Genomic DNA, 20,200 nt, shown 5'->3' with positions numbered 1-20,200 from the left:
GTCGAAACCGGGTGTCCAGTTCGATCTGGCACCCGGTTTTTCTTTGTGGCGTGCAGATGCCGCATTGACAAACGCACACCACCATCGCGATTTTTCGTGTAGAATCGCGGGCTTAGCAGTGGAAGTACCGTTCGGAACCGGGCGCCTCGCTCCCCGCAGGCAACAGGTTTCGCGTTCTTTTAGTGTCCGGCGATGCAACATCGCCTCGCTCTTTTCAAGGAATCGTCATGCAGCAACAGAAAATCCGCATTCGCCTGAAGGCTTTCGACTATCGTCTGATCGATCAATCGGCTGCCGAGATCGTCGATACCGCGAAGCGGACTGGCGCAATCGTCCGTGGCCCGGTGCCGCTGCCGACGCGCATCCAGCGTTTTGACATCCTGCGTTCGCCGCACGTCAACAAGACGTCGCGCGATCAGCTCGAAATCCGTACCCACCAGCGCCTGATGGACATCGTCGATCCGACCGACAAGACGGTCGACGCGCTGATGAAGCTCGATCTGCCGGCTGGCGTCGACGTGGAAATCAAGCTGCAGTAAGGCTTGCGGCGCCAACCGGCCCGCCGGCTGGTGCTAAGTCTTTGTATTGCTTGCGGAAATCGAAAAGTCGGGCTATACTGCTTGGCTTTTCGCGTATTCGCGTAAAAAAGTTGGGCCTTGCGTGCCCGGCATTTTGTAAATCAGCCCCGACCAATCGCAGTCGGGAATGGAGAAAATGATGAGCCTTGGACTCGTAGGTCGCAAGGTTGGCATGACCCGTATCTTCACGGCTGAAGGGGATTCGATTCCCGTCACCGTGCTGGACGTGTCGGACAACCGCGTGACGCAGATCAAGACTGTTGAAACCGACGGCTACACGGCCGTGCAGGTTGCATTCGGCTCCCGCCGCGCATCGCGCGTGACGAAGCCGCTGGCAGGTCATCTCGCCAAAGCCGGTGTCGAAGCCGGTGAAATCCTCAAGGAATTCCGCATTGACGCGGCCAAGGCAGCCGAGCTGTCGACTGGCGCCGTGGTCGGTGCCGATCTTTTCGAAGTGGGCCAGAAGGTCGACGTGCAAGGCGTGTCGATCGGTAAGGGCTACGCCGGTACGATCAAGCGTTACAACTTCTCCTCCGGCCGTGCCACGCACGGTAACTCGCGCTCGCACAACGTGCCGGGCTCGATCGGTATGGCGCAGGATCCGGGTCGCGTTTTCCCGGGTAAGCGCATGACGGGTCACCTCGGTGACGTTACGGTGACGGTGCAGAATCTCGAAATCGCTCGTATCGACGCAGAGCGCAAGCTGCTGCTCGTCAAGGGTGCGATTCCGGGCGCGAAGGGCGGCAAGGTTTTCGTGACGCCGGCCGTCAAGACCAAGGGGGCGAAATAATGGAACTCAAGCTCCTGAACGAAAATGGTCAGGAAGGTGCAGTGGTCAACGCGTCGGACGTCGTGTTCGGTCGTGACTACAACGAAGCGCTGATCCACCAGGTCGTCGTCGCGTACCAGGCGAATGCTCGCCAGGGTAACCGCGCACAGAAGGACCGCGAGCAAGTCAAGCACACCACCAAGAAGCCGTGGCGTCAGAAGGGTACGGGCCGCGCTCGTGCCGGTATGTCGTCGAGCCCGCTGTGGCGTGGCGGTGGTCGCATCTTCCCGAACTCGCCGGAAGAAAACTTCTCGCACAAGGTCAACAAGAAGATGCATCGCGCAGGTCTCTGCTCGATCTTCTCGCAGCTGGCCCGCGAAGGCCGTCTGTCGGTCGTCGAGGACATCGTCCTCGAAGCGCCGAAGACCAAGCTGCTGGCTGACAAATTCAAGACCATGGGTCTCGACTCCGTTCTGATCATCACGGACACGGTCGACGAGAACCTGTACCTGGCTTCGCGCAACCTGCCGCACGTGGCGATTGTCGAGCCGCGCTACGCTGACCCGCTGTCGCTGATCTACTTCAAGAAAGTGCTGGTCACGAAGGCTGCGGTCGCCCAGATCGAGGAGTTGCTGTCATGAGCGAGATTCGCAAGAACGATCATCGTTTGATGCAGGTCCTGCTCGCACCGGTGATCTCGGAAAAGGCGACGCTGGTTGCCGACAAGAACGAGCAAGTCGTGTTCGAAGTCGCACCGGATGCCACGAAGCAGGAAGTGAAGGCGGCTGTCGAGCTGCTGTTCAAGGTTGAAGTTGATTCGGTCAACGTTCTGGTTCAGAAGGGCAAGCAAAAGCGCTTCGGCCGTTCGATGGGCCGCCGCAAGGACGTGAAGAAGGCGTACGTTTGCCTGAAGCCCGGCCAGGAAATCAACTTCGAAGCGGAGGCCAAGTAATCATGGCAATCGTGAAAGTTAAACCGACTTCGCCGGGTCGCCGCGCGATGGTCAAGGTGGTCAACAAGAACCTGCACCAGGGCAAGCCGTACGCGGCACTGCTCGACTCGCAGAGCTCGACCGCCGGCCGTAACAACAACGGCCGTATCACCACGCGTCACAAGGGTGGTGGTCACAAGCAGCACTACCGTATCGTCGATTTCCGTCGCACGAAGGATGGCATCCCGGCAAAGGTCGAACGTCTCGAGTACGACCCGAACCGCAGCGCGAACATCGCGCTGGTGCTCTACGCAGACGGCGAGCGTCGCTACATCATCGCCCCGAAGGGCCTGACCGTCGGCCAACAGCTGATGTCGGGTTCGGAAGCGCCGATCCGTGCAGGCAACACGCTGCCGATCCGCAACATTCCGGTCGGTACGACGATCCACTGCATCGAGATGCTGCCGGGCAAGGGCGCGCAAATGGCGCGTTCGGCTGGCACGTCGGCCATGCTGCTCGCACGTGAAGGCGTCTACGCGCAGGTTCGTCTGCGTTCGGGCGAAATCCGCCGCGTGCACATCGAGTGCCGTGCAACGATCGGTGAAGTCGGCAACGAAGAGCATAGCCTGCGCCAGATCGGCAAGGCTGGCGCGAACCGTTGGCGCGGTATCCGCCCGACGGTGCGTGGCGTTGCGATGAACCCGGTTGATCACCCGCACGGTGGTGGTGAGGGCAAGACGGCTGCAGGTCGCGACCCGGTGAGCCCGTGGGGTACGCCGGCTAAGGGTTACCGCACCCGCAGCAACAAGCGCACGACGACGATGATCGTCCAGCGCCGTCACAAGCGTTAAGGAGTAGGCAATGGCACGTTCTGTTAAAAAAGGTCCGTTCTGCGACGCCCATTTGCTGAAGAAAGTTGAGGCGGCTGCAGCTTCGCGCGACAAAAAGCCGATCAAGACCTGGTCGCGTCGCTCGACGATTCTGCCGGATTTCATCGGCCTGACGATCGCCGTTCACAACGGCCGTCAACACGTTCCGGTGTACATCTCGGAAAACATGGTCGGCCACAAGCTTGGCGAGTTCGCACTGACCCGTACGTTCAAGGGTCACGCGGCCGACAAGAAGGCCAAGAAATAAGGGGCAATCAAGATGGAAGTGAAAGCAATTCATCGCGGTGCCCGCATCTCGGCGCAAAAAACGCGCCTTGTGGCTGACCAGATCCGCGGTTTGCCGGTCGACAAGGCGCTGAACGTTCTGACGTTCTCGCCGAAGAAGGCGGCTGGCATCGTGAAGAAGGTTGTGCTGTCGGCAATCGCGAATGCGGAGCACAACGAAGGCGCTGATATCGACGAGCTCAAGATCAAGAGCATCTACGTCGACAAGGCTGCATCGCTCAAGCGTTTCACCGCGCGCGCCAAGGGCCGCGGTAACCGCATCGAGAAGCAATCCTGTCACATCACTGTGACGGTCGGGAATTAAGGAGCCATACGATGGGACAGAAAATTCATCCGACTGGCTTCCGCCTGGCTGTCAGCCGCAATTGGGCTTCGCGTTGGTACGCGAACAACAACAATTTCGCGGCGATGCTGCAGGAAGACATCGGTGTTCGTGAATACCTGAAGAAGAAGCTGAAGAACGCTTCGGTTGGTCGGGTCGTCATCGAGCGTCCGGCCAAGAACGCGCGCATCACGATTTACAGCTCGCGTCCGGGCGTCGTCATCGGCAAGAAGGGCGAGGATATCGAACAGCTGAAGACGGAACTGCAGCGCCGCATGGGCGTGCCGGTTCACGTCAACATCGAAGAGATCCGCAAGCCGGAAACCGATGCGCAACTGATCGCTGACTCGATCACGCAACAGCTCGAGCGCCGGATCATGTTCCGTCGCGCGATGAAGCGTGCGATGCAGAACGCGATGCGTCTGGGTGCCCAGGGCATCAAGATCATGAGCGCAGGCCGTCTGAACGGTATCGAAATCGCTCGTACGGAGTGGTATCGCGAAGGTCGCGTGCCCCTTCATACGCTGCGTGCCGACATCGACTACGCAACCTCGGAAGCGAAGACGACCTACGGGATCATCGGTGTCAAGGTGTGGGTGTACAAGGGCGACACGCTCGGCCGCAATGACGCGCCGGTGGTCGAAGAAGTAGCCGAAGACAAGCGTCCGCGTCGCAATGCGCGTCCGGGCGACCGTCGTCCGCGCCGTGACGGCGAAGGCGGCGCTCCGGGTGCTCGTCGTGGCGCACCGCGCCGTGGCGCCGGCAAGCCGGAAGACGGCAAGACTGGAGAATAACGATGCTGCAACCGAAACGCAGGAAGTATCGCAAAGAGCAGAAGGGTCGTAACACCGGCAAGGCGACGCGCGGCAACGCCGTGTCGTTCGGTGAATTCGGCCTGAAGGCGATCGGTCGTGGTCGTTTGACCGCACGTCAGATTGAAGCGGCGCGTCGTGCAATGACGCGTCACATCAAGCGTGGCGGCCGCATCTGGATCCGGATCTTCCCGGACAAGCCGATTTCGCAAAAGCCGGCAGAAGTGCGTATGGGTAACGGTAAGGGTAACCCGGAGTACTACGTCGCCGAAATCCAGCCGGGCAAGATGCTCTATGAAATGGACGGCGTAACCGAAGAACTGGCACGCGAAGCGTTCCGTCTGGCTGCAGCCAAGCTGCCGCTGAAGACGGCGTTCATCGTGCGCCAGCTCGGCGCCTAAGGAGAAAACATGAAGGCTTCCGAACTTCTCCAGAAAGACCAGGCCGCGCTCAACAAGGAGCTGGCGGACCTGCTGAAGGCGCAATTCGGCCTGCGCATGCAACTCGCGACCCAGCAGCTCACGAACACGAGCCAGCTGAAGAAGGTTCGTCGCGACATCGCACGTGTGCGGACCGTCATGACTCAGAAGGCGAACCAGAAATGAACGATAGCGTGAAAACCTCGCTGAAGCGGACGCTGGTCGGTCGGGTCGTCAGCAACAAGATGGACAAGACCGTCACCGTGCTGATCGAGCACCGCGTCAAGCACCCGATCTACGGCAAGTATGTCGTGCGCTCGAAGAAGTACCACGCGCATGATGAAGCGAACACCTGCAACGAAGGCGATCTCGTCGAAATCCAGGAAACTCGTCCTGTTTCGAAGACGAAGGCCTGGACGGTGTCGCGCCTCGTCGAAGCAGCTCGCGTCATCTAAGCGGGCAGAGCAGTAGGCAGTAACAGGCACTTCGCCACGAAGTGCTTGAAATCGCAAAGTTTTTGCTTGCGTGACCGGGATTATTTGTTATAATCCCGGTCTTCCCTCTTTATGGGAGCCCCGTCGCGGGCGAAGTTGGTGGGGGAAGCGGACTGGCGCCAGCCTGTCCGAAAGATTCACCGAATTGCGATGGCGGGTTTCGTTTGCCGTCGCTGCTGTTCCAACCCAAGCAGCCGATTGGCTGACGGGACCAAGACTGACCGAATGCATCATGGTGGTGCATCCGGATTAAGTTGGGAAAGACAAACCATGATCCAGACCGAATCTCGGCTCGAAGTAGCCGACAACACGGGTGCGCGTGAAGTCATGTGCATCAAGGTGCTCGGCGGCTCGAAGCGTCGTTATGCCGGCATTGGCGACATCATCAAGGTGACCGTCAAAGAAGCAACGCCGCGCGGGCGCGTGAAGAAAGGCGAAATCTACAACGCCGTGGTGGTCCGCACCGCCAAGGGTGTTCGCCGTCAAGACGGCTCGCTGATCAAGTTCGACGGCAACGCCGCTGTGCTTTTGAATAACAAGCTTGAGCCGATCGGCACCCGTATCTTCGGGCCGGTGACGCGTGAGCTGCGTAGCGAACGATTCATGAAGATCGTTTCGCTGGCGCCGGAAGTGCTGTAAGGAGTCGCGATGAACAAGATTCGCAAAGGTGACGAAGTCATCGTCGTCACTGGCAAGGACAAGGGCAAGCGCGGCGTCGTGCTGGCTGTCGGTGCAGAACATGTGACGGTTGAAGGTATCAACCTCGTCAAGAAGCATGTGAAGCCGAACCCGATGAAGGGTACGACGGGCGGCGTGGAAGCGAAGACGATGCCCCTGCATATTTCGAACGTCGCACTGGTCGACGCGAATGGCAAGGCGTCGCGTGTTGGCATCAAGGTCGAGGAAGGCAAGAAGGTTCGCTTCCTGAAGACGACCGGTGCCGTACTGAGCGCCTGACGCAGCGGAGTAAAAAATGGCTCGTTTTCAAGAGTTTTACAAAGAAAAGGTTGTGCCCGGCCTGATCGAGAAGTTCGGTTACAAGTCGGTCATGGAAGTGCCGCGCATCACCAAGATCACGCTGAACATGGGTCTTGGCGAAGCGATCGCTGACAAGAAGATCATCGAGAACGCCGTCGGCGACCTCACGAAGATCGCTGGTCAGAAGCCGGTCGTCACGAAGGCACGCAAGGCAATCGCAGGCTTCAAGATCCGCCAGGGTTATCCGATCGGCGCGATGGTGACGCTGCGCGGCCGTGCGATGTACGAATTCCTCGACCGTTTCGTGACCGTTGCCCTGCCCCGCGTGCGTGACTTCCGCGGTGTGTCGGGTCGTGCCTTCGATGGCCGCGGCAACTACAACATCGGTGTGAAAGAGCAGATCATTTTCCCCGAAATCGACTACGACAAGATCGACGCACTGCGTGGGCTGAACATCAGCATCACGACGACTGCGAAGACCGACGACGAAGCAAAGGCTCTGCTCGCCAGCTTCAAGTTCCCGTTCAGAAACTGAGGTTACCGTGGCTAAACTGGCACTGATCGAACGTGAAAAGAAGCGCGCCCGCCTGGTCGCGAAGTTCGCAGCAAAGCGCGAAGCGCTGAAGGCGATCGTCGAAGACCAAAGCAAGTCGGAAGAAGAGCGCTACGAAGCACGCCTTGAGCTGCAGCAACTGCCCCGCAACGCAAACCCGACCCGCCAGCGTAACCGCTGCGCGATCACGGGCCGTCCGCGTGGCACGTTCCGTAAATTCGGCCTCGCGCGTAACAAGATTCGTGAAATCGCATTCCGTGGCGAGATTCCTGGCCTGACCAAGGCGAGCTGGTAATAGGAGAAACGTAAATGAGCATGAGTGATCCTATCGCCGATATGCTGACTCGCATCCGCAACGCGCAGATGGTCGAGAAGGTATCGGTCGCGATGCCCTCGTCGAAGGTCAAGGTTGCAATCGCGCAAGTCCTGAAGGACGAAGGTTATATCGACGATTTCGCCGTCAAGGCGGAAGGTGCGAAGTCCGAACTGAATATCGCGCTGAAGTACTACGCAGGTCGCCCGGTCATCGAACGCCTCGAGCGCGTGTCGAAGCCTGGTCTGCGCGTGTACCGCGGCCGTAACGACATTCCGCAGGTCATGAACGGCCTGGGTGTGGCAATCGTGTCGACGCCGAAGGGCGTGATGACCGACCGCAAGGCGCGCGCTACCGGCGTCGGCGGCGAAGTCATCTGCTACGTCGCTTAAAGCCGAGGAGAGAGAAACATGTCTCGAGTAGGTAAGAGCCCGATCGCGCTGCAAGGCGCGGAAGTCAAGCTGGCCGACGGTGCGATCACCGTCAAGGGCCCGCTGGGCACCATCACGCAAGCGATCAATCCGCTCGTGAACGTGGCGAACAACGACGGCACGCTGAATCTGTCGCCGGTCGACGAAAGCCGCGAAGCAAACGCACTGTCGGGCACGATGCGCGCGATCATCGCGAATGCCGTGCACGGCGTGACCAAGGGTTTCGAGCGCAAGCTGACGCTGGTTGGCGTCGGTTATCGTGCGCAAGCGCAAGGCGACAAGCTGAACCTGTCGCTGGGTTTCTCGCACCCGGTGGTGCACCAGATGCCGGAAGGCGTCAAGGCTGAAACCCCGACGCAAACCGAAATCGTGATCAAGGGGATCAACAAGCAACAAGTCGGTCAAGTGGCTGCGGAAGTTCGCGGTTACCGTCCGCCGGAGCCGTACAAGGGCAAGGGCGTGCGCTATTCCGACGAGGTTGTGATCCTCAAAGAAACGAAGAAGAAGTAAGGGTGCGCAATCATGGATAAGACTCAATCTCGCCTGCGCCGCGCTCGCCAGACGCGTATCAAGATCGCTGAGCTGCAGGTCGCGCGTCTCGCCGTGCATCGCACGAACACGCACATCTACGCTCAAGTGTTCTCGCCGTGCGGCACCAAGGTGCTCGCCAGCGCGTCGACGCTCGAAGCAGAAGTGCGCGCAGAACTGGCCGACAAGTCGGGCAAGGGCGGCAACGTCAACGCCGCGACGCTGATCGGCAAGCGTATTGCCGAAAAGGCAAAGGCTGCCGGCATCGAATCCGTCGCCTTCGACCGCTCGGGCTTCCGCTACCATGGCCGCGTCAAGGCGCTGGCTGAGGCAGCTCGCGAAGCTGGGCTCAAGTTCTAAGGAAGGAATTCGTCATGGCAAAGATGCAAGCGAAAGTTCAGGCTGACGAGCGCGACGACGGCCTTCGCGAAAAGATGATTTCGGTCAACCGCGTGACCAAGGTCGTGAAGGGTGGCCGTATTCTCGGCTTCGCCGCACTGACCGTGGTCGGCGACGGCGATGGCCGCATCGGTATGGGCAAGGGCAAGGCGAAGGAAGTGCCGGTCGCTGTCCAGAAGGCAATGGAACAAGCTCGCCGCAACATGTTCAAGGTGCCGCTCAAGAACGGCACGCTGCAGCACGAAGTGCACGGCAAGCATGGCGCATCCGCTGTCCTCCTCGCTCCGGCGAAGGCAGGTACGGGCGTGATCGCCGGCGGCCCGATGCGCGCAGTGTTCGACGTGATGGGCGTTCAGAACGTCGTGGCGAAGAGCCACGGTTCGACGAACCCGTACAACCTCGTTCGCGCCACGCTGGACGGTCTGCGCAAGCAGTCGACCCCGGCAGACATCGCGGCGAAGCGCGGCAAGTCCGTCGAAGATATTTTGGGCTAAGCCCGGGTGGTCACCATGTCTGAAAAAACTGTCAAGGTTCAGCTCGTGAAGAGCCTGATCGGGACCCGCGAATCGCACCGTGCGACCGTGCGTGGCCTGGGCCTGCGCCGACTCAACTCGGTTAGCGAGCTGCAGGATACGCCGGCGGTCCGCGGCATGATCAACAAGGTCTCGTACCTCGTTAAGGTCATCGCGTAAGCGGCCCTACGGATCAAGGAGTTGATATGGAATTGAATAACCTGAAGCCGGCCGCTGGTGCAAAGCACGCCAAGCGTCGCGTCGGCCGCGGCATCGGTTCGGGCCTCGGCAAGACGGCTGGCCGTGGTCACAAGGGTCAGAAATCGCGTTCGGGCGGCTTCCACAAAGTCGGTTTCGAAGGCGGTCAGATGCCGCTGCAACGTCGTCTGCCGAAGCGCGGCTTCACGTCGCTGACGAAGGAATTCGTCGGTGAAGTGCGCCTGGGCGACCTCGAGAAGCTGCCGGTCGACGAGATCGATCTGCTCGCACTGAAGCAAGCCGGCCTGGTCGGCGAGCTGACGAAGAGCGCAAAGATCATCGCGACGGGCGAACTGAAGCGCAAGATCGTCGTGAAGGGTCTCGGCGCCACCAAGGGTGCGCGCGCTGCGATCGAAGCGGCTGGCGGTTCGTTCGCCGAGTGACACGCGTAGCGCGTCGTTACTTGCATTCATCGGAGAAGGTACTTGGCTAACAGCCCGAGTCTTGCAAAACCCGGTCGAAGCACGGCGAAATTCGGCGATCTGCGTCGGCGAGCGATGTTCCTGCTCCTGGCGCTGATCGTCTATCGCATCGGCGCGCACATCCCCGTGCCGGGCATCGATCCGGATCAACTGGCGAAGCTGTTCCAGAGCCAGGCGGGCGGCATCCTGGGCATGTTCAACATGTTCTCGGGCGGCGCGCTTTCCCGCTTCACGATCTTTGCGCTGGGGATCATGCCGTACATCTCGGCGTCGATCATCATGCAGTTGCTGGCGATCGTATCGCCGCAGCTCGAGGCGCTGAAGAAGGAAGGGCAGGCAGGGCAACGGAAGATCACGCAGTACACGCGGTATTTCACCGTGGTGCTCGCGACCTTCCAGGCGTTCGGTATCGCGGCTGCGCTGGAAAACCAGCCGGGCCTCGTGATCGACCCCGGCATGCTGTTCCGGCTGACGACGGTCGTGACGCTGGTTACCGGCACGATGTTCCTGATGTGGCTGGGTGAGCAGATCACCGAGCGTGGTCTGGGCAACGGCATCTCGATCATCATCTTCGGCGGGATCGCAGCAGGGTTCCCGAATGCCGTCGGTGGGCTGTTCGAGCTGGTGCGTACGGGTTCGATGAGCATCATTTCGGCGATCATCATCGTCGTTCTGATTGCCGCGGTGACTTACCTGGTCGTGTTCATCGAACGCGGTCAGCGCAAGATCCTCGTGAACTACGCGAAGCGCCAGGTCGGCAACAAGATCTACGGTGGACAGTCGTCGCACCTGCCGCTGAAGCTGAACATGTCGGGCGTGATTCCGCCGATCTTCGCATCGTCGATCATCCTGTTCCCGGCCACGATTCTCGGCTGGTTCAGCACGGGTCAGCCGTCGGGAAGCTGGATCTCCAACACGTTGCATAACGTCGCGGAGGCGCTGAAGCCGGGCCAGCCGGTCTATGTGCTGCTGTACACACTGGCGATCGTGTTTTTCTGCTTCTTCTACACCGCACTGGTGTTCAACAGCAGGGAAACCGCGGACAACCTGAAGAAGAGCGGCGCGTTCGTTCCGGGCATCCGTCCGGGCGATCAGACCGCACGATATATCGACCGCATCCTCACGCGTCTGACGCTGGCCGGTGCGATCTACATCGTCTTCGTGTGTCTGCTGCCGGAATTCCTGGTGCTGCGCTGGAACGTGCCGTTTTATTTTGGTGGAACGTCGCTGCTGATCATTGTCGTCGTCACGATGGACTTCATGGCGCAGGTGCAGTCGTACGTTATGTCGCAACAGTATGAGTCGCTGCTCAAGAAGGCAAACTTCAAGGGCGGCAACATCCCAATGCGTTAATTAAGGACTATGGCCAAAGACGATGTAATCCAGATGCAGGGTGAGGTGATCGAAAACCTCCCGAATGCGACCTTCCGTGTGAAGCTGGAAAACGGCCATGTCGTGTTGGGGCATATCTCCGGGAAGATGCGGATGCACTACATCCGCATCCTGCCGGGCGACAAGGTGACGGTTGAATTGACGCCTTACGATCTGTCTCGTGCGCGGATCGTGTTCCGGGCGAAGTGATTTGAAAAAAGGGTATTATCATGAAAGTGATGGCATCGGTTAAGCGCATTTGCCGCAATTGCAAGATCATCAAGCGCAAAGGCGTCGTTCGCGTGATCTGCAGCTCGGATCCGCGCCACAAGCAGCGCCAAGGCTGACCGCGCGTTTGTTTGCGCTTTTTGTTTGAGGAAAAACAATGGCTCGTATCGCAGGGGTTAACATCCCGAATCACCAGCATACCGAGATCGGCCTGACGGCAATCTTCGGTATCGGCCGCACGCGCTCGCGCAGCATCTGCACGGCAGCTGGCGTGGAATTCTCGAAGAAGGTCAAGGACCTGACCGACGCAGACCTCGAAAAGCTGCGTGAAGAAGTGGGCAAGTTCATCGTCGAAGGCGATCTGCGCCGTGAAGTGACGATGAACATCAAGCGCCTGATGGACCTCGGTTGCTACCGTGGTGTTCGTCATCGCAAGGGCCTGCCGATGCGCGGTCAGCGTACGCGTACGAACGCACGTACCCGCAAGGGTCCGCGTCGTGCAGCGCAAGCGCTGAAGAAGTAAGCGGAACTGACAGTTACAGGAAAACGTAATGGCTAAGGCTTCGAACACCGCGGCGCAACGCGTTCGCAAGAAGGTTAAGAAGAACGTCGCTGAAGGCGTGGTTCACGTTCACGCGTCGTTCAACAACACGATCATCACGATCACCGATCGCCAGGGCAATGCACTGGCATGGGCGACGTCGGGCGGCCAGGGCTTCAAGGGCTCGCGCAAGTCGACGCCGTTCGCTGCTCAGGTTGCTGCTGAGTCGGCCGGTCGCGTCGCGATGGAATACGGCGTGAAGAATCTGGAAGTGCGGATCAAGGGCCCGGGCCCGGGTCGTGAGTCGGCAGTGCGTGCACTGCATGGCCTCGGCATCAAGATCACCGCGATTTCGGACGTCACCCCGATTCCGCACAACGGCTGCCGTCCGCCGAAGCGCCGTCGTATCTAAGGATGTTGCTGGCACGTTCGTGCTGGCGCATTGCCTGTCGCCGCGCAGCGTCGACGGGCGTTGCTTTTTTGATTGACTAAGCCCACCGTTCGCCCCAAAGGGCGCGAACTAGCGCGGATTCCGATCCGCGTGACTGATTGATAAAGGAATGCAAAGTGGCACGTTATATCGGCCCCAAGGCCAAGCTGTCCCGCCGTGAAGGCACCGACCTGTTCCTGAAGAGCGCGCGCCGCTCGCTCGCCGACAAGTGCAAGCTCGACAGCAAGCCGGGCCAGCACGGCCGTACCTCGGGCGCACGTACGTCCGACTATGGTACGCAGCTGCGCGAAAAGCAAAAGGTCAAGCGTATCTACGGCGTGCTGGAGCGTCAGTTCCGCCGCTACTTCGCTGAAGCCGACCGCCGCAAGGGCAACACGGGTGAAAACCTGCTGCAACTGCTCGAGTCGCGCCTCGACAACGTCGTGTATCGCATGGGTTTCGGCTCGACCCGCGCTGAAGCGCGTCAGCTCGTGAGCCACAAGTCGATCACCGTGAACGGCGTCGTCGCGAACGTCCCGTCGCAGCAAGTGAAGGCTGGCGACGTCGTCGCGATCCGCGAAAAGGCGAAGAAGCAGGCGCGTATCGTCGAAGCGCTGTCGCTGGCCGAGCAAGGCGGCATGCCGAGCTGGGTTGCAGTCGATGCGAAGAAGTTCGAAGGCACGTTCAAGCAAATGCCGGAACGCGCTGACATCGCAGGCGACATCAACGAAAGCCTGATCGTCGAATTGTATTCGCGTTAATCCGATTGACGGCCGAGGTACCCCGATTGCGTCATGCAAGGAGGGGCCTCGGCTGTTTATTTTCTGGTTGTTACCGGTCAGCCTTATCGGTGTAACGAGCCGAGGGTATTGAAAAGGAAAGCCCATGCAAACCAGTTTGCTGAAACCCAAGATCATCGCCGTGGAATCGCTGGGCGAGAACCACGCGAGGGTGGTCATGGAACCGTTCGAACGCGGTTACGGCCACACCTTGGGCAACGCGCTTCGCCGCGTGCTGCTGTCGTCGATGGTTGGCTATGCGCCGACCGAAGTGACGATCGCGGGCGTGGTGCACGAGTACTCGACGCTTGACGGCGTGCAAGAGGACGTCGTCAACCTGCTGCTGAACCTGAAGGGTGTGGTGTTCAAGCTGCACAACCGTGACGAAGTGACGGTGACCCTGCGCAAGGAAGGCGAAGGCGTCGTCACGGCCGGCGATATCGAGCTGGCGCACGATTGCGAAGTCATCAACCCGAATCACGTGATCGCACACCTGTCGAAGGGCGGCAAGCTCGACGTTCAGATCAAGATCGAGAAGGGCCGCGGCTACGTGCCGGGCAACGTCCGTCGCTACGGCGAAGACACGGCCAAGATCATCGGCCGCATCGTCCTCGACGCATCGTTCTCGCCGGTTCGCCGCGTGAGCTATGCGGTTGAAAGCGCACGTGTCGAGCAGCGCACCGACCTCGACAAGCTCGTGATGAACATCGAGACGAGCGGCGTGATCACCCCGGAAGAGGCGATCCGTCAATCGGCCCGCATCCTGGTCGACCAGCTGTCCGTGTTCGCGGCGCTGGAAGGCACGGAAACGGCTGCCGAGGCACCGTCGCGTGCGCCGCAGATCGATCCGATCCTGCTGCGTCCGGTGGACGATCTCGAACTGACGGTTCGTTCGGCGAACTGCCTGAAGGCCGAGAACATCTACTACATCGGCGACCTGATCCAGCGTACGGAAAACGAGCTGCTGAAGACGCCGAACCTCGGTCGCAAGTCGCTCAACGAGATCAAGGAAGTGCTCGCTTCGCGCGGTCTCACGCTGGGCATGAAGCTCGAGAACTGGCCGCCGGCTGGCCTCGACAAGTAAGCCCGCCTGTAGCGTTGCTATAGCGGTAGTTGGCAAAGATGCGGATTTTCCTTTAAAATCCGCATCTTGCTTTTTTTCGTTACCGGCCCGTGCGCCCCAAGGGTGCGATAGAAGAGCTGGATCAAAACTTTGAATCAAGGAAACTGAAATGCGCCATCGTCATGGTCTGCGGAAACTGAACCGCACGAGCAGCCACCGTCTGGCTATGCTCCGTAACATGTCCAACTCGCTGATCGAGCACGAAGTCATCAAGACGACGCTGCCGAAGGCGAAGGAACTCCGTAAAGTCGTCGAGCCGCTGATCACGCTCGGCAAGAAGCCGTCGCTGGCAAACCGTCGCCTGGCGTTCAACCGCCTGCGCGATCGTGACTCGGTCGCGAAGCTGTTCGACGTGCTCGGTCCGCGTTTCGCGAACCGTCCGGGCGGCTACCTGCGCGTGCTGAAGTTCGGCTTCCGCGTCGGCGACAACGCACCGATGGCACTGGTCGAGCTGCTCGATCGTCCGGAAGTCGACGAAACGGAAAACGTGCAAGAAGCCGAGTAAGCTTCCGGTACGCAGCAGTATCCGAAAGGGGCCGAGCAATCGCTTGGCCCTTTTTGTTTTTGGCGGCGACCCGGCTGCGATCGATTGTCGCAGGCCGGTGGCGGCAGCGTCGCGCGCGCTGCGCTACGATACGGGACTGTCGGTGTGTGCCGTTGACGGGGCGTCCGTGGCGGCGCAAGCCGGTCAATCAGCCAGGAGGGCGCGTATGGTGGTGGTGTTGATGCTGACGACGGTGCCGGATGCGGCGACGGCCGAAGCGCTCGCCAGCGGCGCCCTCGACGCGCGGCTTGCCGCGTGCGTGTCGGAGCTCGGCGCGATCAAGTCGCGCTATCACTGGCAGGGGAAGGTCGAAACGGCCGACGAGATCCAGTTGCTGTTCAAGACGAGCCCCGTGCGCTCGCTCGAACTGGAGCGATTTATCCTCGCGCATCATCCGTACGAGACGCCGGAAATCGTCTCGTGGCAGGCGGCGGCCTCGGCCGCGTACGGCCAGTGGGTGAGCGGCGAAACTCAACGTCTATTTCATGTTTAACGGTATGGCGCTTTCGGTGCGCATGCGTGCGCTGCGGTTCCTCGCAGTCCTGTTGTCGTTCATGGCCGTGCTCGGCGGTCTGTCGGTCGCGCGCGCGGCGGACGATTTCCTCGATCCGTCGGTGGCGTTCAAGTTCAGCGCGAGCGAAACGCCGGGGCAGGTGGACGTCCGCTTCAAGGTCGCGAACGGCTATTACCTGTACCGCGAGCGCTTCGCGTTCGCGGTGAAGAGCGGCCAGGCGACGCTCGGCGACCCGCAATTCCCGGCCGGTCACGTGAAGTTCGACCAGACGTTTCAGAAGGAGGTCGAGACCTATCGCGACGAGGTCGTGATCCACGTGCCAGTCAAGCAGGCAGCGGGGCCGTTCGAGCTCGCGGTCACGTCGCAGGGGTGCGCCGACGAAGGGATCTGCTATCCGCCTGCCGAGCACGTGGTAAAGGTCGACGGGGCGGCATTGGGCGCCGCCGCGCCGGCCGATCGCGCCGCGGCGTCGGGCAACTGGCTCGACAAGGTGACGAGCGCCGATTTCGCGCAGTCGCTGCTGGAGGGCCACGGCTTCTTCACGATCGTCGCCTTGTATTTCGTCGCCGGCGTCGTGCTGAGTCTCTTGCCGTGCTCGTATCCGATGATTCCGATCGTATCGGCGATCATCATCGGCCAGGGCACGCGCGCAACGCATGCGCGCGGCTTTGCGCTGTCGCTCACGTACGTGGTCGGCATGGCGCTCGTTTATACGGTGCTCGGCATCGCGGCCGCGCTGGTCGGCCAGAGCCTCGGCGCGTGGCTGCAGAACCCGTGGGTGCTCGGCGCGTTCGGCGTGCTGCTCACCGCGTTCGCGGTATCGCTGATCTCCGGCAAGGACATCGCGCTCCCTGCGCGCTGGCAGAGCGGCGCGGCCGACGCATCGAGCGCGCGCCAGGGCGGCCACTTCGCCGCAGTCGCCGCGATGGGCGCGTTGTCGGCGCTCGTCGTCGGCGCATGCATGACGGCGCCGCTGTTTGCGGTGCTCGCGTTCATCGCGCACACCGGCAATGCGCTGCTCGGCGGTGCCGCGTTGTTCGCGATGGGCCTCGGGCTCGGCGTGCCGCTGCTCGTCGTCGGCGTGGGCGCGGGCACCGTGCTGCCGCGCGCCGGCGCATGGATGGACGGCGTCAAGGTGTTCTTCGGCATCGTGCTGCTTGCCGCCGCGTTGTGGATCGTGTGGCCGGTGCTCGCGGGCGCCCTGAAGATGGTGCTCGCTGCGTTGTGGCTGCTCGTCGCGGCTGCGGCGCTCGGCCTGTTCACGCCGCATGCCGGCGTCGCGTCGATCTGGCGCCGCCTCGGCCGCGGCCTCGGCGCCGCGCTCGCGATCTGGGCGGCAACGCTGCTCGTCGGTCTTGCCGCGGGTTCCAACGACCCCGTGAAGCCGCTGGCGATCCTCGCCGCGCGCACGGTTGCATCGGGCGATGCATCGGCCGCCGGGGCAGCGTCAGCGCAGGCGGGCCCCGCGTTCGCGCCGGTGCGCTCCAGCGGCGAACTCGACGCGTTGCTGAAGACGTCGGGCCGGCCCGTGATGCTCGATTTCTATGCCGACTGGTGCGTGAGCTGCAAGGAAATGGAGCATCTGACGTTTACCGACTCGCGCGTGCAGGCGCGGCTCGCGCAGCTTCATCTCGTGCGTGCGGACGTGACCGCGAACAATCCGGACGACCAGGCGCTGCTCAAGCGCTTCAACCTGTTCGGGCCGCCGGGGATCATCTTCTTCGATCGCAACGGCAACGAGATCGGCCGCGTGGTCGGCTATCAGGCGGCCGAGACGTTCCTGCGCAGCCTCGATCGTGCGGCGGTACCGACGGTGTAGCGCGCATTCGTGCGCGCGCATCGGCAGCGTCGGCGTCGACACACGTAAAAAAACGGCGGGACACCGAAGTGTCCCGCCGTTTTGCTTGGTGCCGGCCGTCGTGCGGCTCAGCGCTGCGCCTTCAGCAGACGCGCGGCATCGAGCGCGAAGTACGTGAGTACACCGTCGGCCCCTGCGCGCTTGAATGCGAGCAGCGATTCGAGCACGACCTTGTCGTGGTCGAGCCAGCCGTTCATCGCGGCGGCCTTCAGCATCGCGTATTCGCCGCTCACCTGGTACACATAGGTCGGGAAGCGGAACTCGTCCTTCACGCGACGCACGATGTCGAGGTACGGCATGCCGGGCTTGACCATCACCATGTCGGCGCCTTCGTCAATGTCGAGGCGCACTTCGCGCAGCGCTTCGTCGCTGTTCGCCGGATCCATCTGGTAGGTCATCTTGTTGCCCTTGCCCAGATTGGACGCGGAACCGACCGCATCGCGGAACGGGCCGTAGAACGCCGATGCGAACTTGGCCGAATAGGCCATGATCCGCGTATGGATGTGGCCGTCGCTTTCCAGCATTTCGCGGACGGCGCCGATCCGGCCGTCCATCATGTCCGACGGCGCGACGATGTCGACGCCGGCTTCCGCCTGCGCGCGCGCCTGGTCGACCAGGATCTCGATCGTGTCGTCGTTGATCACGTAGCCGTTCTCGTCGAGCACGCCGTCCTGGCCGTGGCTCGTGTACGGATCGAGCGCGACGTCGGTCAGCACGCCGAGTTCGGGGAAGCGCTTTTTCAGCTCGCGCACCGCGCGCGGGATCAGGCCTTCCGGATTGGCGGCTTCGCGGCCGTCGGGCGTCTTCAGCGACGGCTCGATGGCCGGGAACAGCGACAGCACGGGCACGCCGAGTTCGACGCACTGCTCGGCGACGTGCATCAGCAGATCGACCGACACGCGCTCGACACCGGGCATCGACGGGACGCTCTGGCGTTCGTTGGTGCCGTCGACGACGAATACCGGGTAGATCAGGTCGTCCGTGGTGAGGCGGTTTTCGCGCATCAGGCGCCGGGAGAAGTCGTCGCGGCGCATCCGGCGCGGACGATGAAGCGGATGGAAGCTCATGGCGATTTGGCAGAAATCAGGGCAAGAAGGACCTTACGGAACCCTTAGGTCATTTTCGAGATCGTTGGTATATGATAGCGATCGAGCGGCACGCGTCGCGTGCAGCTCCCCGCTTCTCCTCCCTGAGCGGGTGCCTGTCGTTTTTCGATTAGGCTGTTTGACCCGCCGTTCAACGGCGGGTTTTTTTATGAGCCGGCCGAATCCGCAGGTGCCGTCAGGTGCGCACGGCCGATCCGGGCCGCGCGTTGCCCGCTCATTGTGCTACAGGCTCGCTTTTTTCGTCGGCGACGGACGGCCGCACCCAGCTCTCGATCAGCTCGTGCGCCTCGTCGAGCCCCGTGCGCTTCAGCGCCGAGAACAGCTGGACGGTGAGCTTGCCCTTCACGCCCTGGTCGCGATACGCGTCGAGCCCCTTTTGCGTGTTCCGCAGCGCGTTGATGCTTTCCTGCCGCGTCAATTTGTCGCACTTCGTCAGCAGCGTGTGGATCGGCTTGCCGGTCGGCGCGAACCACTCGATCATCCGGCGATCGAGATCGGTCAGCGGGCGGCGCGAATCCATCATCAGGATCAGGCCGCACAGCTGCGAACGGGTCGCGAGGTAGGACGACAGCAGCATTTCCCAGTGGGCCTTCGCGGCGCCCGGCACTTCCGCATAGCCGTAGCCGGGCAGGTCGACGAGGTTCGCGACGGGCTCGGCGGCCGGGCCGACGGAGAAGTAGTTGATGTGCTGCGTGCGGCCGGGGGTCTTCGACGCGAACGCGAGCCGCTTCTGGTTGCACAGCACGTTGATCGCCGTCGATTTGCCGGCATTCGAGCGGCCCGCGAACGCGATTTCCGGCTGGACCGTCGGCGGCAGGTCGCGCAGATGGTTGACGGTCGTGTAGAAGCGGGCTTGATGGAGCAAAAAGGCCATGGGGAAACCGGTGGGACGGGGCGGCGCGAGCCGCTGGGTGGAGGCGGGGTAGCCCCGATAGGCGCGGGAGCTTTCAGCGCGATATTGTACAATACGGCGGTTTTGCCGACGGGCTGCAGGCGCCTGCCTCACGCTTTTATGCAGCTTCTGCGGTAGACTGGTCGACGTCGTTTTTTGCAGAACCTCAAATTCCCACAAGACGAAACAGGGTGTGCGAATGAATCGACTGTGCAAGTCTCTGATGGTGCTTCAGGTTGCAGCAGGGTTCGTAGGTTTCGTAGCGGAGGCAAACGCGGCGGATGCGGCGAAGAAGCCGGATCTGGACCGCGGCAAGGCGATTGCCGCTCAGGTGTGCGCGTCGTGTCACGGCGCCGACGGCAACAGCGCGTCGGGCAGTTTCCCGAAGCTCGCCGGTCAGCATCCCGAATATCTGGTCAAGCAGTTGAACGACTTCAAGCCCCAGCCGGGCGCGAAGGGGCCGGCGCGGACCAATCCGGTGATGGTCGGGTTCGCGAGCGCGTTGAGCGCGGACGACATGCGCAACGTCGCCGCGTATTACGGGTCGCAGACGACGAAGCTCGGCACCGCACGCGATGCGGCGACCGTGCCGATCGGCCAGAAGATCTATCGCGGCGGCATCGCGGAAAAGGGCGTACCGGCCTGCGCGAGCTGCCACGGGCCGACGGGGCAGGGGATGCCGGTCCAGTATCCGCGTCTGTCGGGCCAATGGGCCGACTACACGGTTGCGCAGTTGAGCGCGTTCCAGCAGGGTGCCGGCGCGCGCAACAACAACGAGGCGATGCACCAGATCGCTTCGCGTCTGTCGGACAACGAGATCAAGGCCGTCGCGGATTACATCGCCGGCCTGCGTTGAACGGACAGTCGCGAATGGAATGACCGGGCGCCGACAGGCGGCCGGAGTCAGAACAAGAAAAGGG

At 61.7% G+C, this 20,200-nt stretch carries 34 protein-coding genes; 32 read left to right on the top strand and 2 right to left on the bottom strand.

The annotated features are described in order from the left end of the window. The first annotated feature begins 227 nt into the window (after positions 1-227). The 31 genes from rpsJ to dsbD all read left to right on the top strand — a co-directional run bounded on the left by rpsJ (position 228) and on the right by dsbD (position 17,243). Positions 228-539 (top strand): 30S ribosomal protein S10, encoded by a 312-nt coding sequence (rpsJ, locus tag Q3A80_RS25550; protein ID WP_004199280.1) that lies wholly within the window; start codon positions 228-230, stop codon positions 537-539. 178 nt (positions 540-717) lie between these two features. Beyond that, positions 718-1,368: a 50S ribosomal protein L3 gene (gene rplC, locus Q3A80_RS25545; protein ID WP_446331608.1), complete on the top strand. Its 651-nt coding sequence runs from the start codon at positions 718-720 to the stop codon at positions 1,366-1,368. Continuing rightward, positions 1,368-1,988, top strand: coding sequence for a 50S ribosomal protein L4 (gene rplD / locus Q3A80_RS25540; protein WP_040143046.1), 621 nt, complete (start codon positions 1,368-1,370; stop codon positions 1,986-1,988). Before rplC ends, rplD begins: the two co-directional genes overlap by 1 nt. After that, on the top strand, positions 1,985-2,299 hold the full coding sequence (gene rplW, locus Q3A80_RS25535) for a 50S ribosomal protein L23 (RefSeq protein ID WP_004199275.1): 315 nt from the start codon (positions 1,985-1,987) through the stop codon (positions 2,297-2,299). Before rplD ends, rplW begins: the two co-directional genes overlap by 4 nt. A 2-nt stretch (positions 2,300-2,301) precedes the next feature. After that, a complete protein-coding gene (rplB, locus tag Q3A80_RS25530) occupies positions 2,302-3,129 on the top strand; it encodes a 50S ribosomal protein L2 (protein ID WP_034209733.1) in 828 nt (275 codons plus the stop codon). A 10-nt stretch (positions 3,130-3,139) separates the two neighbouring features. Further along, positions 3,140-3,415 (top strand): 30S ribosomal protein S19, encoded by a 276-nt coding sequence (rpsS, locus tag Q3A80_RS25525; RefSeq protein WP_004199273.1) that lies wholly within the window; start codon positions 3,140-3,142, stop codon positions 3,413-3,415. 12 nt (positions 3,416-3,427) lie between these two features. Next, entirely contained in the window at positions 3,428-3,757 is a 330-nt protein-coding gene (gene rplV, locus Q3A80_RS25520) for a 50S ribosomal protein L22 (protein WP_004199272.1), read from the top strand. 11 nt (positions 3,758-3,768) lie between these two features. Beyond that, the gene (gene rpsC / locus Q3A80_RS25515) at positions 3,769-4,569 is read left to right on the top strand and encodes a 30S ribosomal protein S3 (RefSeq protein ID WP_006482899.1); all 801 of its coding nucleotides are present in this window, start codon (positions 3,769-3,771) and stop codon (positions 4,567-4,569) included. A 2-nt stretch (positions 4,570-4,571) separates the two neighbouring features. Beyond that, the gene (gene rplP, locus Q3A80_RS25510; RefSeq protein WP_006482873.1) at positions 4,572-4,988 is read left to right on the top strand and encodes a 50S ribosomal protein L16; all 417 of its coding nucleotides are present in this window, start codon (positions 4,572-4,574) and stop codon (positions 4,986-4,988) included. A 9-nt stretch (positions 4,989-4,997) separates the two neighbouring features. Further along, positions 4,998-5,192 (top strand): 50S ribosomal protein L29, encoded by a 195-nt coding sequence (gene rpmC / locus Q3A80_RS25505; RefSeq protein WP_006400652.1) that lies wholly within the window; start codon positions 4,998-5,000, stop codon positions 5,190-5,192. Further along, positions 5,189-5,461, top strand: coding sequence for a 30S ribosomal protein S17 (gene rpsQ, locus Q3A80_RS25500; protein WP_006752928.1), 273 nt, complete (start codon positions 5,189-5,191; stop codon positions 5,459-5,461). The genes rpmC and rpsQ overlap by 4 nt, the downstream gene beginning before the upstream one ends. 309 nt (positions 5,462-5,770) lie before the next feature. After that, positions 5,771-6,139, top strand: a complete 369-nt coding sequence (gene rplN / locus Q3A80_RS25495; protein ID WP_006752929.1) for a 50S ribosomal protein L14 — start codon at positions 5,771-5,773, stop codon at positions 6,137-6,139. Between the two features lie 9 nt (positions 6,140-6,148). Continuing rightward, a complete protein-coding gene (gene rplX, locus Q3A80_RS25490; RefSeq protein ID WP_006477187.1) occupies positions 6,149-6,457 on the top strand; it encodes a 50S ribosomal protein L24 in 309 nt (102 codons plus the stop codon). Between the two features lie 16 nt (positions 6,458-6,473). Beyond that, positions 6,474-7,013 carry a 50S ribosomal protein L5 gene (rplE, locus tag Q3A80_RS25485; protein WP_006482882.1) on the top strand — a complete coding sequence of 180 codons (540 nt, stop codon included), beginning with the start codon at positions 6,474-6,476 and terminating at the stop codon, positions 7,011-7,013. A gap of 7 nt (positions 7,014-7,020) precedes the next feature. Then, entirely contained in the window at positions 7,021-7,326 is a 306-nt protein-coding gene (rpsN, locus tag Q3A80_RS25480) for a 30S ribosomal protein S14 (RefSeq protein ID WP_006482884.1), read from the top strand. A 14-nt stretch (positions 7,327-7,340) separates the two neighbouring features. Then, on the top strand, positions 7,341-7,736 hold the full coding sequence (gene rpsH / locus Q3A80_RS25475) for a 30S ribosomal protein S8 (protein WP_006477185.1): 396 nt from the start codon (positions 7,341-7,343) through the stop codon (positions 7,734-7,736). 18 nt (positions 7,737-7,754) lie between these two features. Next, complete coding sequence (gene rplF / locus Q3A80_RS25470) at positions 7,755-8,285, top strand: 50S ribosomal protein L6 (RefSeq protein ID WP_006758786.1); 531 nt, start codon at positions 7,755-7,757, stop codon at positions 8,283-8,285. A 12-nt stretch (positions 8,286-8,297) separates the two neighbouring features. Next, positions 8,298-8,663, top strand: a complete 366-nt coding sequence (rplR, locus tag Q3A80_RS25465) for a 50S ribosomal protein L18 (protein WP_006477183.1) — start codon at positions 8,298-8,300, stop codon at positions 8,661-8,663. A gap of 14 nt (positions 8,664-8,677) precedes the next feature. Continuing rightward, positions 8,678-9,196: a 30S ribosomal protein S5 gene (rpsE, locus tag Q3A80_RS25460; RefSeq protein WP_006752931.1), complete on the top strand. Its 519-nt coding sequence runs from the start codon at positions 8,678-8,680 to the stop codon at positions 9,194-9,196. Positions 9,197-9,211: 15 nt separating this feature from the next. Beyond that, entirely contained in the window at positions 9,212-9,394 is a 183-nt protein-coding gene (gene rpmD, locus Q3A80_RS25455; RefSeq protein ID WP_006400644.1) for a 50S ribosomal protein L30, read from the top strand. 26 nt (positions 9,395-9,420) lie between these two features. Beyond that, complete coding sequence (gene rplO / locus Q3A80_RS25450; protein WP_006482880.1) at positions 9,421-9,855, top strand: 50S ribosomal protein L15; 435 nt, start codon at positions 9,421-9,423, stop codon at positions 9,853-9,855. Positions 9,856-9,897: 42 nt separating this feature from the next. Continuing rightward, positions 9,898-11,247 (top strand): preprotein translocase subunit SecY, encoded by a 1,350-nt coding sequence (gene secY, locus Q3A80_RS25445; protein WP_006400642.1) that lies wholly within the window; start codon positions 9,898-9,900, stop codon positions 11,245-11,247. Positions 11,248-11,256: 9 nt separating this feature from the next. Next, complete coding sequence (infA, locus tag Q3A80_RS25440; RefSeq protein WP_004521905.1) at positions 11,257-11,475, top strand: translation initiation factor IF-1; 219 nt, start codon at positions 11,257-11,259, stop codon at positions 11,473-11,475. Positions 11,476-11,495: 20 nt separating this feature from the next. Beyond that, complete coding sequence (rpmJ, locus tag Q3A80_RS25435; protein ID WP_004199844.1) at positions 11,496-11,612, top strand: 50S ribosomal protein L36; 117 nt, start codon at positions 11,496-11,498, stop codon at positions 11,610-11,612. A 38-nt stretch (positions 11,613-11,650) separates the two neighbouring features. Beyond that, on the top strand, positions 11,651-12,016 hold the full coding sequence (gene rpsM, locus Q3A80_RS25430) for a 30S ribosomal protein S13 (RefSeq protein WP_039323572.1): 366 nt from the start codon (positions 11,651-11,653) through the stop codon (positions 12,014-12,016). 28 nt (positions 12,017-12,044) lie between these two features. Continuing rightward, entirely contained in the window at positions 12,045-12,446 is a 402-nt protein-coding gene (gene rpsK / locus Q3A80_RS25425; RefSeq protein WP_004197937.1) for a 30S ribosomal protein S11, read from the top strand. 155 nt (positions 12,447-12,601) lie between these two features. Continuing rightward, entirely contained in the window at positions 12,602-13,225 is a 624-nt protein-coding gene (rpsD, locus tag Q3A80_RS25420; protein WP_012362893.1) for a 30S ribosomal protein S4, read from the top strand. Positions 13,226-13,349: 124 nt separating this feature from the next. Further along, complete coding sequence (locus Q3A80_RS25415) at positions 13,350-14,327, top strand: DNA-directed RNA polymerase subunit alpha (RefSeq protein ID WP_006477176.1); 978 nt, start codon at positions 13,350-13,352, stop codon at positions 14,325-14,327. Positions 14,328-14,475: 148 nt separating this feature from the next. Further along, positions 14,476-14,871, top strand: a complete 396-nt coding sequence (gene rplQ / locus Q3A80_RS25410) for a 50S ribosomal protein L17 (RefSeq protein ID WP_006477175.1) — start codon at positions 14,476-14,478, stop codon at positions 14,869-14,871. Positions 14,872-15,076: 205 nt separating this feature from the next. Further along, positions 15,077-15,403, top strand: coding sequence for a divalent-cation tolerance protein CutA (gene cutA, locus Q3A80_RS25405; RefSeq protein ID WP_446331614.1), 327 nt, complete (start codon positions 15,077-15,079; stop codon positions 15,401-15,403). Then, complete coding sequence (gene dsbD / locus Q3A80_RS25400) at positions 15,396-17,243, top strand: protein-disulfide reductase DsbD (protein ID WP_446331607.1); 1,848 nt, start codon at positions 15,396-15,398, stop codon at positions 17,241-17,243. Before cutA ends, dsbD begins: the two co-directional genes overlap by 8 nt. A gap of 107 nt (positions 17,244-17,350) precedes the next feature. Here the strand turns inward: dsbD and hemB are convergent, their stop codons facing one another. After that, the gene (gene hemB, locus Q3A80_RS25395; protein WP_121860787.1) at positions 17,351-18,349 is read right to left on the bottom strand and encodes a porphobilinogen synthase; all 999 of its coding nucleotides are present in this window, start codon (positions 18,347-18,349) and stop codon (positions 17,351-17,353) included. A 253-nt stretch (positions 18,350-18,602) separates the two neighbouring features. Continuing rightward, the gene (gene yihA / locus Q3A80_RS25390; RefSeq protein WP_044848923.1) at positions 18,603-19,262 is read right to left on the bottom strand and encodes a ribosome biogenesis GTP-binding protein YihA/YsxC; all 660 of its coding nucleotides are present in this window, start codon (positions 19,260-19,262) and stop codon (positions 18,603-18,605) included. 217 nt (positions 19,263-19,479) lie between these two features. On the opposite strand from yihA, the gene Q3A80_RS25385 reads away from it, so the two are divergent. Further along, entirely contained in the window at positions 19,480-20,136 is a 657-nt protein-coding gene (locus Q3A80_RS25385) for a c-type cytochrome (protein WP_446331613.1), read from the top strand. The last annotated feature ends 64 nt before the right edge of the window (positions 20,137-20,200 follow it).

The sequence above is a fragment of the Burkholderia sp. SR8 genome, from assembly GCF_052851275.1.
The sequence above is the reverse complement of the archived record's forward strand: the minus strand, read 5'-3'. Positions and strand labels throughout refer to the sequence as shown.

Excerpts from the sequence above, each read along its gene's own strand:
- rpmC (WP_006400652.1), top strand. The coding sequence starts at position 4,998 with ATGAAGGCTTCCGAACTTCTCCAGAAAGACCAGGCCGCGCTCAACAAG.
- cutA (WP_446331614.1), top strand. The coding sequence starts at position 15,077 with ATGGTGGTGGTGTTGATGCTGACGACGGTGCCGGATGCGGCGACGGCC.
- rpsH (WP_006477185.1), top strand. The coding sequence starts at position 7,341 with ATGAGCATGAGTGATCCTATCGCCGATATGCTGACTCGCATCCGCAAC.
- infA (WP_004521905.1), top strand. The coding sequence starts at position 11,257 with ATGGCCAAAGACGATGTAATCCAGATGCAGGGTGAGGTGATCGAAAAC.
- rplP (WP_006482873.1), top strand. The coding sequence starts at position 4,572 with ATGCTGCAACCGAAACGCAGGAAGTATCGCAAAGAGCAGAAGGGTCGT.
- rpsE (WP_006752931.1), top strand. The coding sequence starts at position 8,678 with ATGGCAAAGATGCAAGCGAAAGTTCAGGCTGACGAGCGCGACGACGGC.
- rplD (WP_040143046.1), top strand. The coding sequence starts at position 1,368 with ATGGAACTCAAGCTCCTGAACGAAAATGGTCAGGAAGGTGCAGTGGTC.
- rpsC (WP_006482899.1), top strand. The coding sequence starts at position 3,769 with ATGGGACAGAAAATTCATCCGACTGGCTTCCGCCTGGCTGTCAGCCGC.
- rplB (WP_034209733.1), top strand. The coding sequence starts at position 2,302 with ATGGCAATCGTGAAAGTTAAACCGACTTCGCCGGGTCGCCGCGCGATG.
- Q3A80_RS25385 (WP_446331613.1), top strand. The coding sequence starts at position 19,480 with ATGAATCGACTGTGCAAGTCTCTGATGGTGCTTCAGGTTGCAGCAGGG.
- rplC (WP_446331608.1), top strand. The coding sequence starts at position 718 with ATGAGCCTTGGACTCGTAGGTCGCAAGGTTGGCATGACCCGTATCTTC.
- Q3A80_RS25415 (WP_006477176.1), top strand. The coding sequence starts at position 13,350 with ATGCAAACCAGTTTGCTGAAACCCAAGATCATCGCCGTGGAATCGCTG.
- rplQ (WP_006477175.1), top strand. The coding sequence starts at position 14,476 with ATGCGCCATCGTCATGGTCTGCGGAAACTGAACCGCACGAGCAGCCAC.
- rplE (WP_006482882.1), top strand. The coding sequence starts at position 6,474 with ATGGCTCGTTTTCAAGAGTTTTACAAAGAAAAGGTTGTGCCCGGCCTG.
- dsbD (WP_446331607.1), top strand. The coding sequence starts at position 15,396 with ATGTTTAACGGTATGGCGCTTTCGGTGCGCATGCGTGCGCTGCGGTTC.
- rplN (WP_006752929.1), top strand. The coding sequence starts at position 5,771 with ATGATCCAGACCGAATCTCGGCTCGAAGTAGCCGACAACACGGGTGCG.
- rplX (WP_006477187.1), top strand. The coding sequence starts at position 6,149 with ATGAACAAGATTCGCAAAGGTGACGAAGTCATCGTCGTCACTGGCAAG.
- yihA (WP_044848923.1), bottom strand. The coding sequence starts at position 19,262 with ATGGCCTTTTTGCTCCATCAAGCCCGCTTCTACACGACCGTCAACCAT.
- rpmD (WP_006400644.1), top strand. The coding sequence starts at position 9,212 with ATGTCTGAAAAAACTGTCAAGGTTCAGCTCGTGAAGAGCCTGATCGGG.
- rplV (WP_004199272.1), top strand. The coding sequence starts at position 3,428 with ATGGAAGTGAAAGCAATTCATCGCGGTGCCCGCATCTCGGCGCAAAAA.
- rpsK (WP_004197937.1), top strand. The coding sequence starts at position 12,045 with ATGGCTAAGGCTTCGAACACCGCGGCGCAACGCGTTCGCAAGAAGGTT.
- rpsM (WP_039323572.1), top strand. The coding sequence starts at position 11,651 with ATGGCTCGTATCGCAGGGGTTAACATCCCGAATCACCAGCATACCGAG.
- rplF (WP_006758786.1), top strand. The coding sequence starts at position 7,755 with ATGTCTCGAGTAGGTAAGAGCCCGATCGCGCTGCAAGGCGCGGAAGTC.
- rpsJ (WP_004199280.1), top strand. The coding sequence starts at position 228 with ATGCAGCAACAGAAAATCCGCATTCGCCTGAAGGCTTTCGACTATCGT.
- rplW (WP_004199275.1), top strand. The coding sequence starts at position 1,985 with ATGAGCGAGATTCGCAAGAACGATCATCGTTTGATGCAGGTCCTGCTC.
- rpsS (WP_004199273.1), top strand. The coding sequence starts at position 3,140 with ATGGCACGTTCTGTTAAAAAAGGTCCGTTCTGCGACGCCCATTTGCTG.
- rplO (WP_006482880.1), top strand. The coding sequence starts at position 9,421 with ATGGAATTGAATAACCTGAAGCCGGCCGCTGGTGCAAAGCACGCCAAG.
- rpsQ (WP_006752928.1), top strand. The coding sequence starts at position 5,189 with ATGAACGATAGCGTGAAAACCTCGCTGAAGCGGACGCTGGTCGGTCGG.
- rplR (WP_006477183.1), top strand. The coding sequence starts at position 8,298 with ATGGATAAGACTCAATCTCGCCTGCGCCGCGCTCGCCAGACGCGTATC.
- hemB (WP_121860787.1), bottom strand. The coding sequence starts at position 18,349 with ATGAGCTTCCATCCGCTTCATCGTCCGCGCCGGATGCGCCGCGACGAC.
- rpmJ (WP_004199844.1), top strand. The coding sequence starts at position 11,496 with ATGAAAGTGATGGCATCGGTTAAGCGCATTTGCCGCAATTGCAAGATC.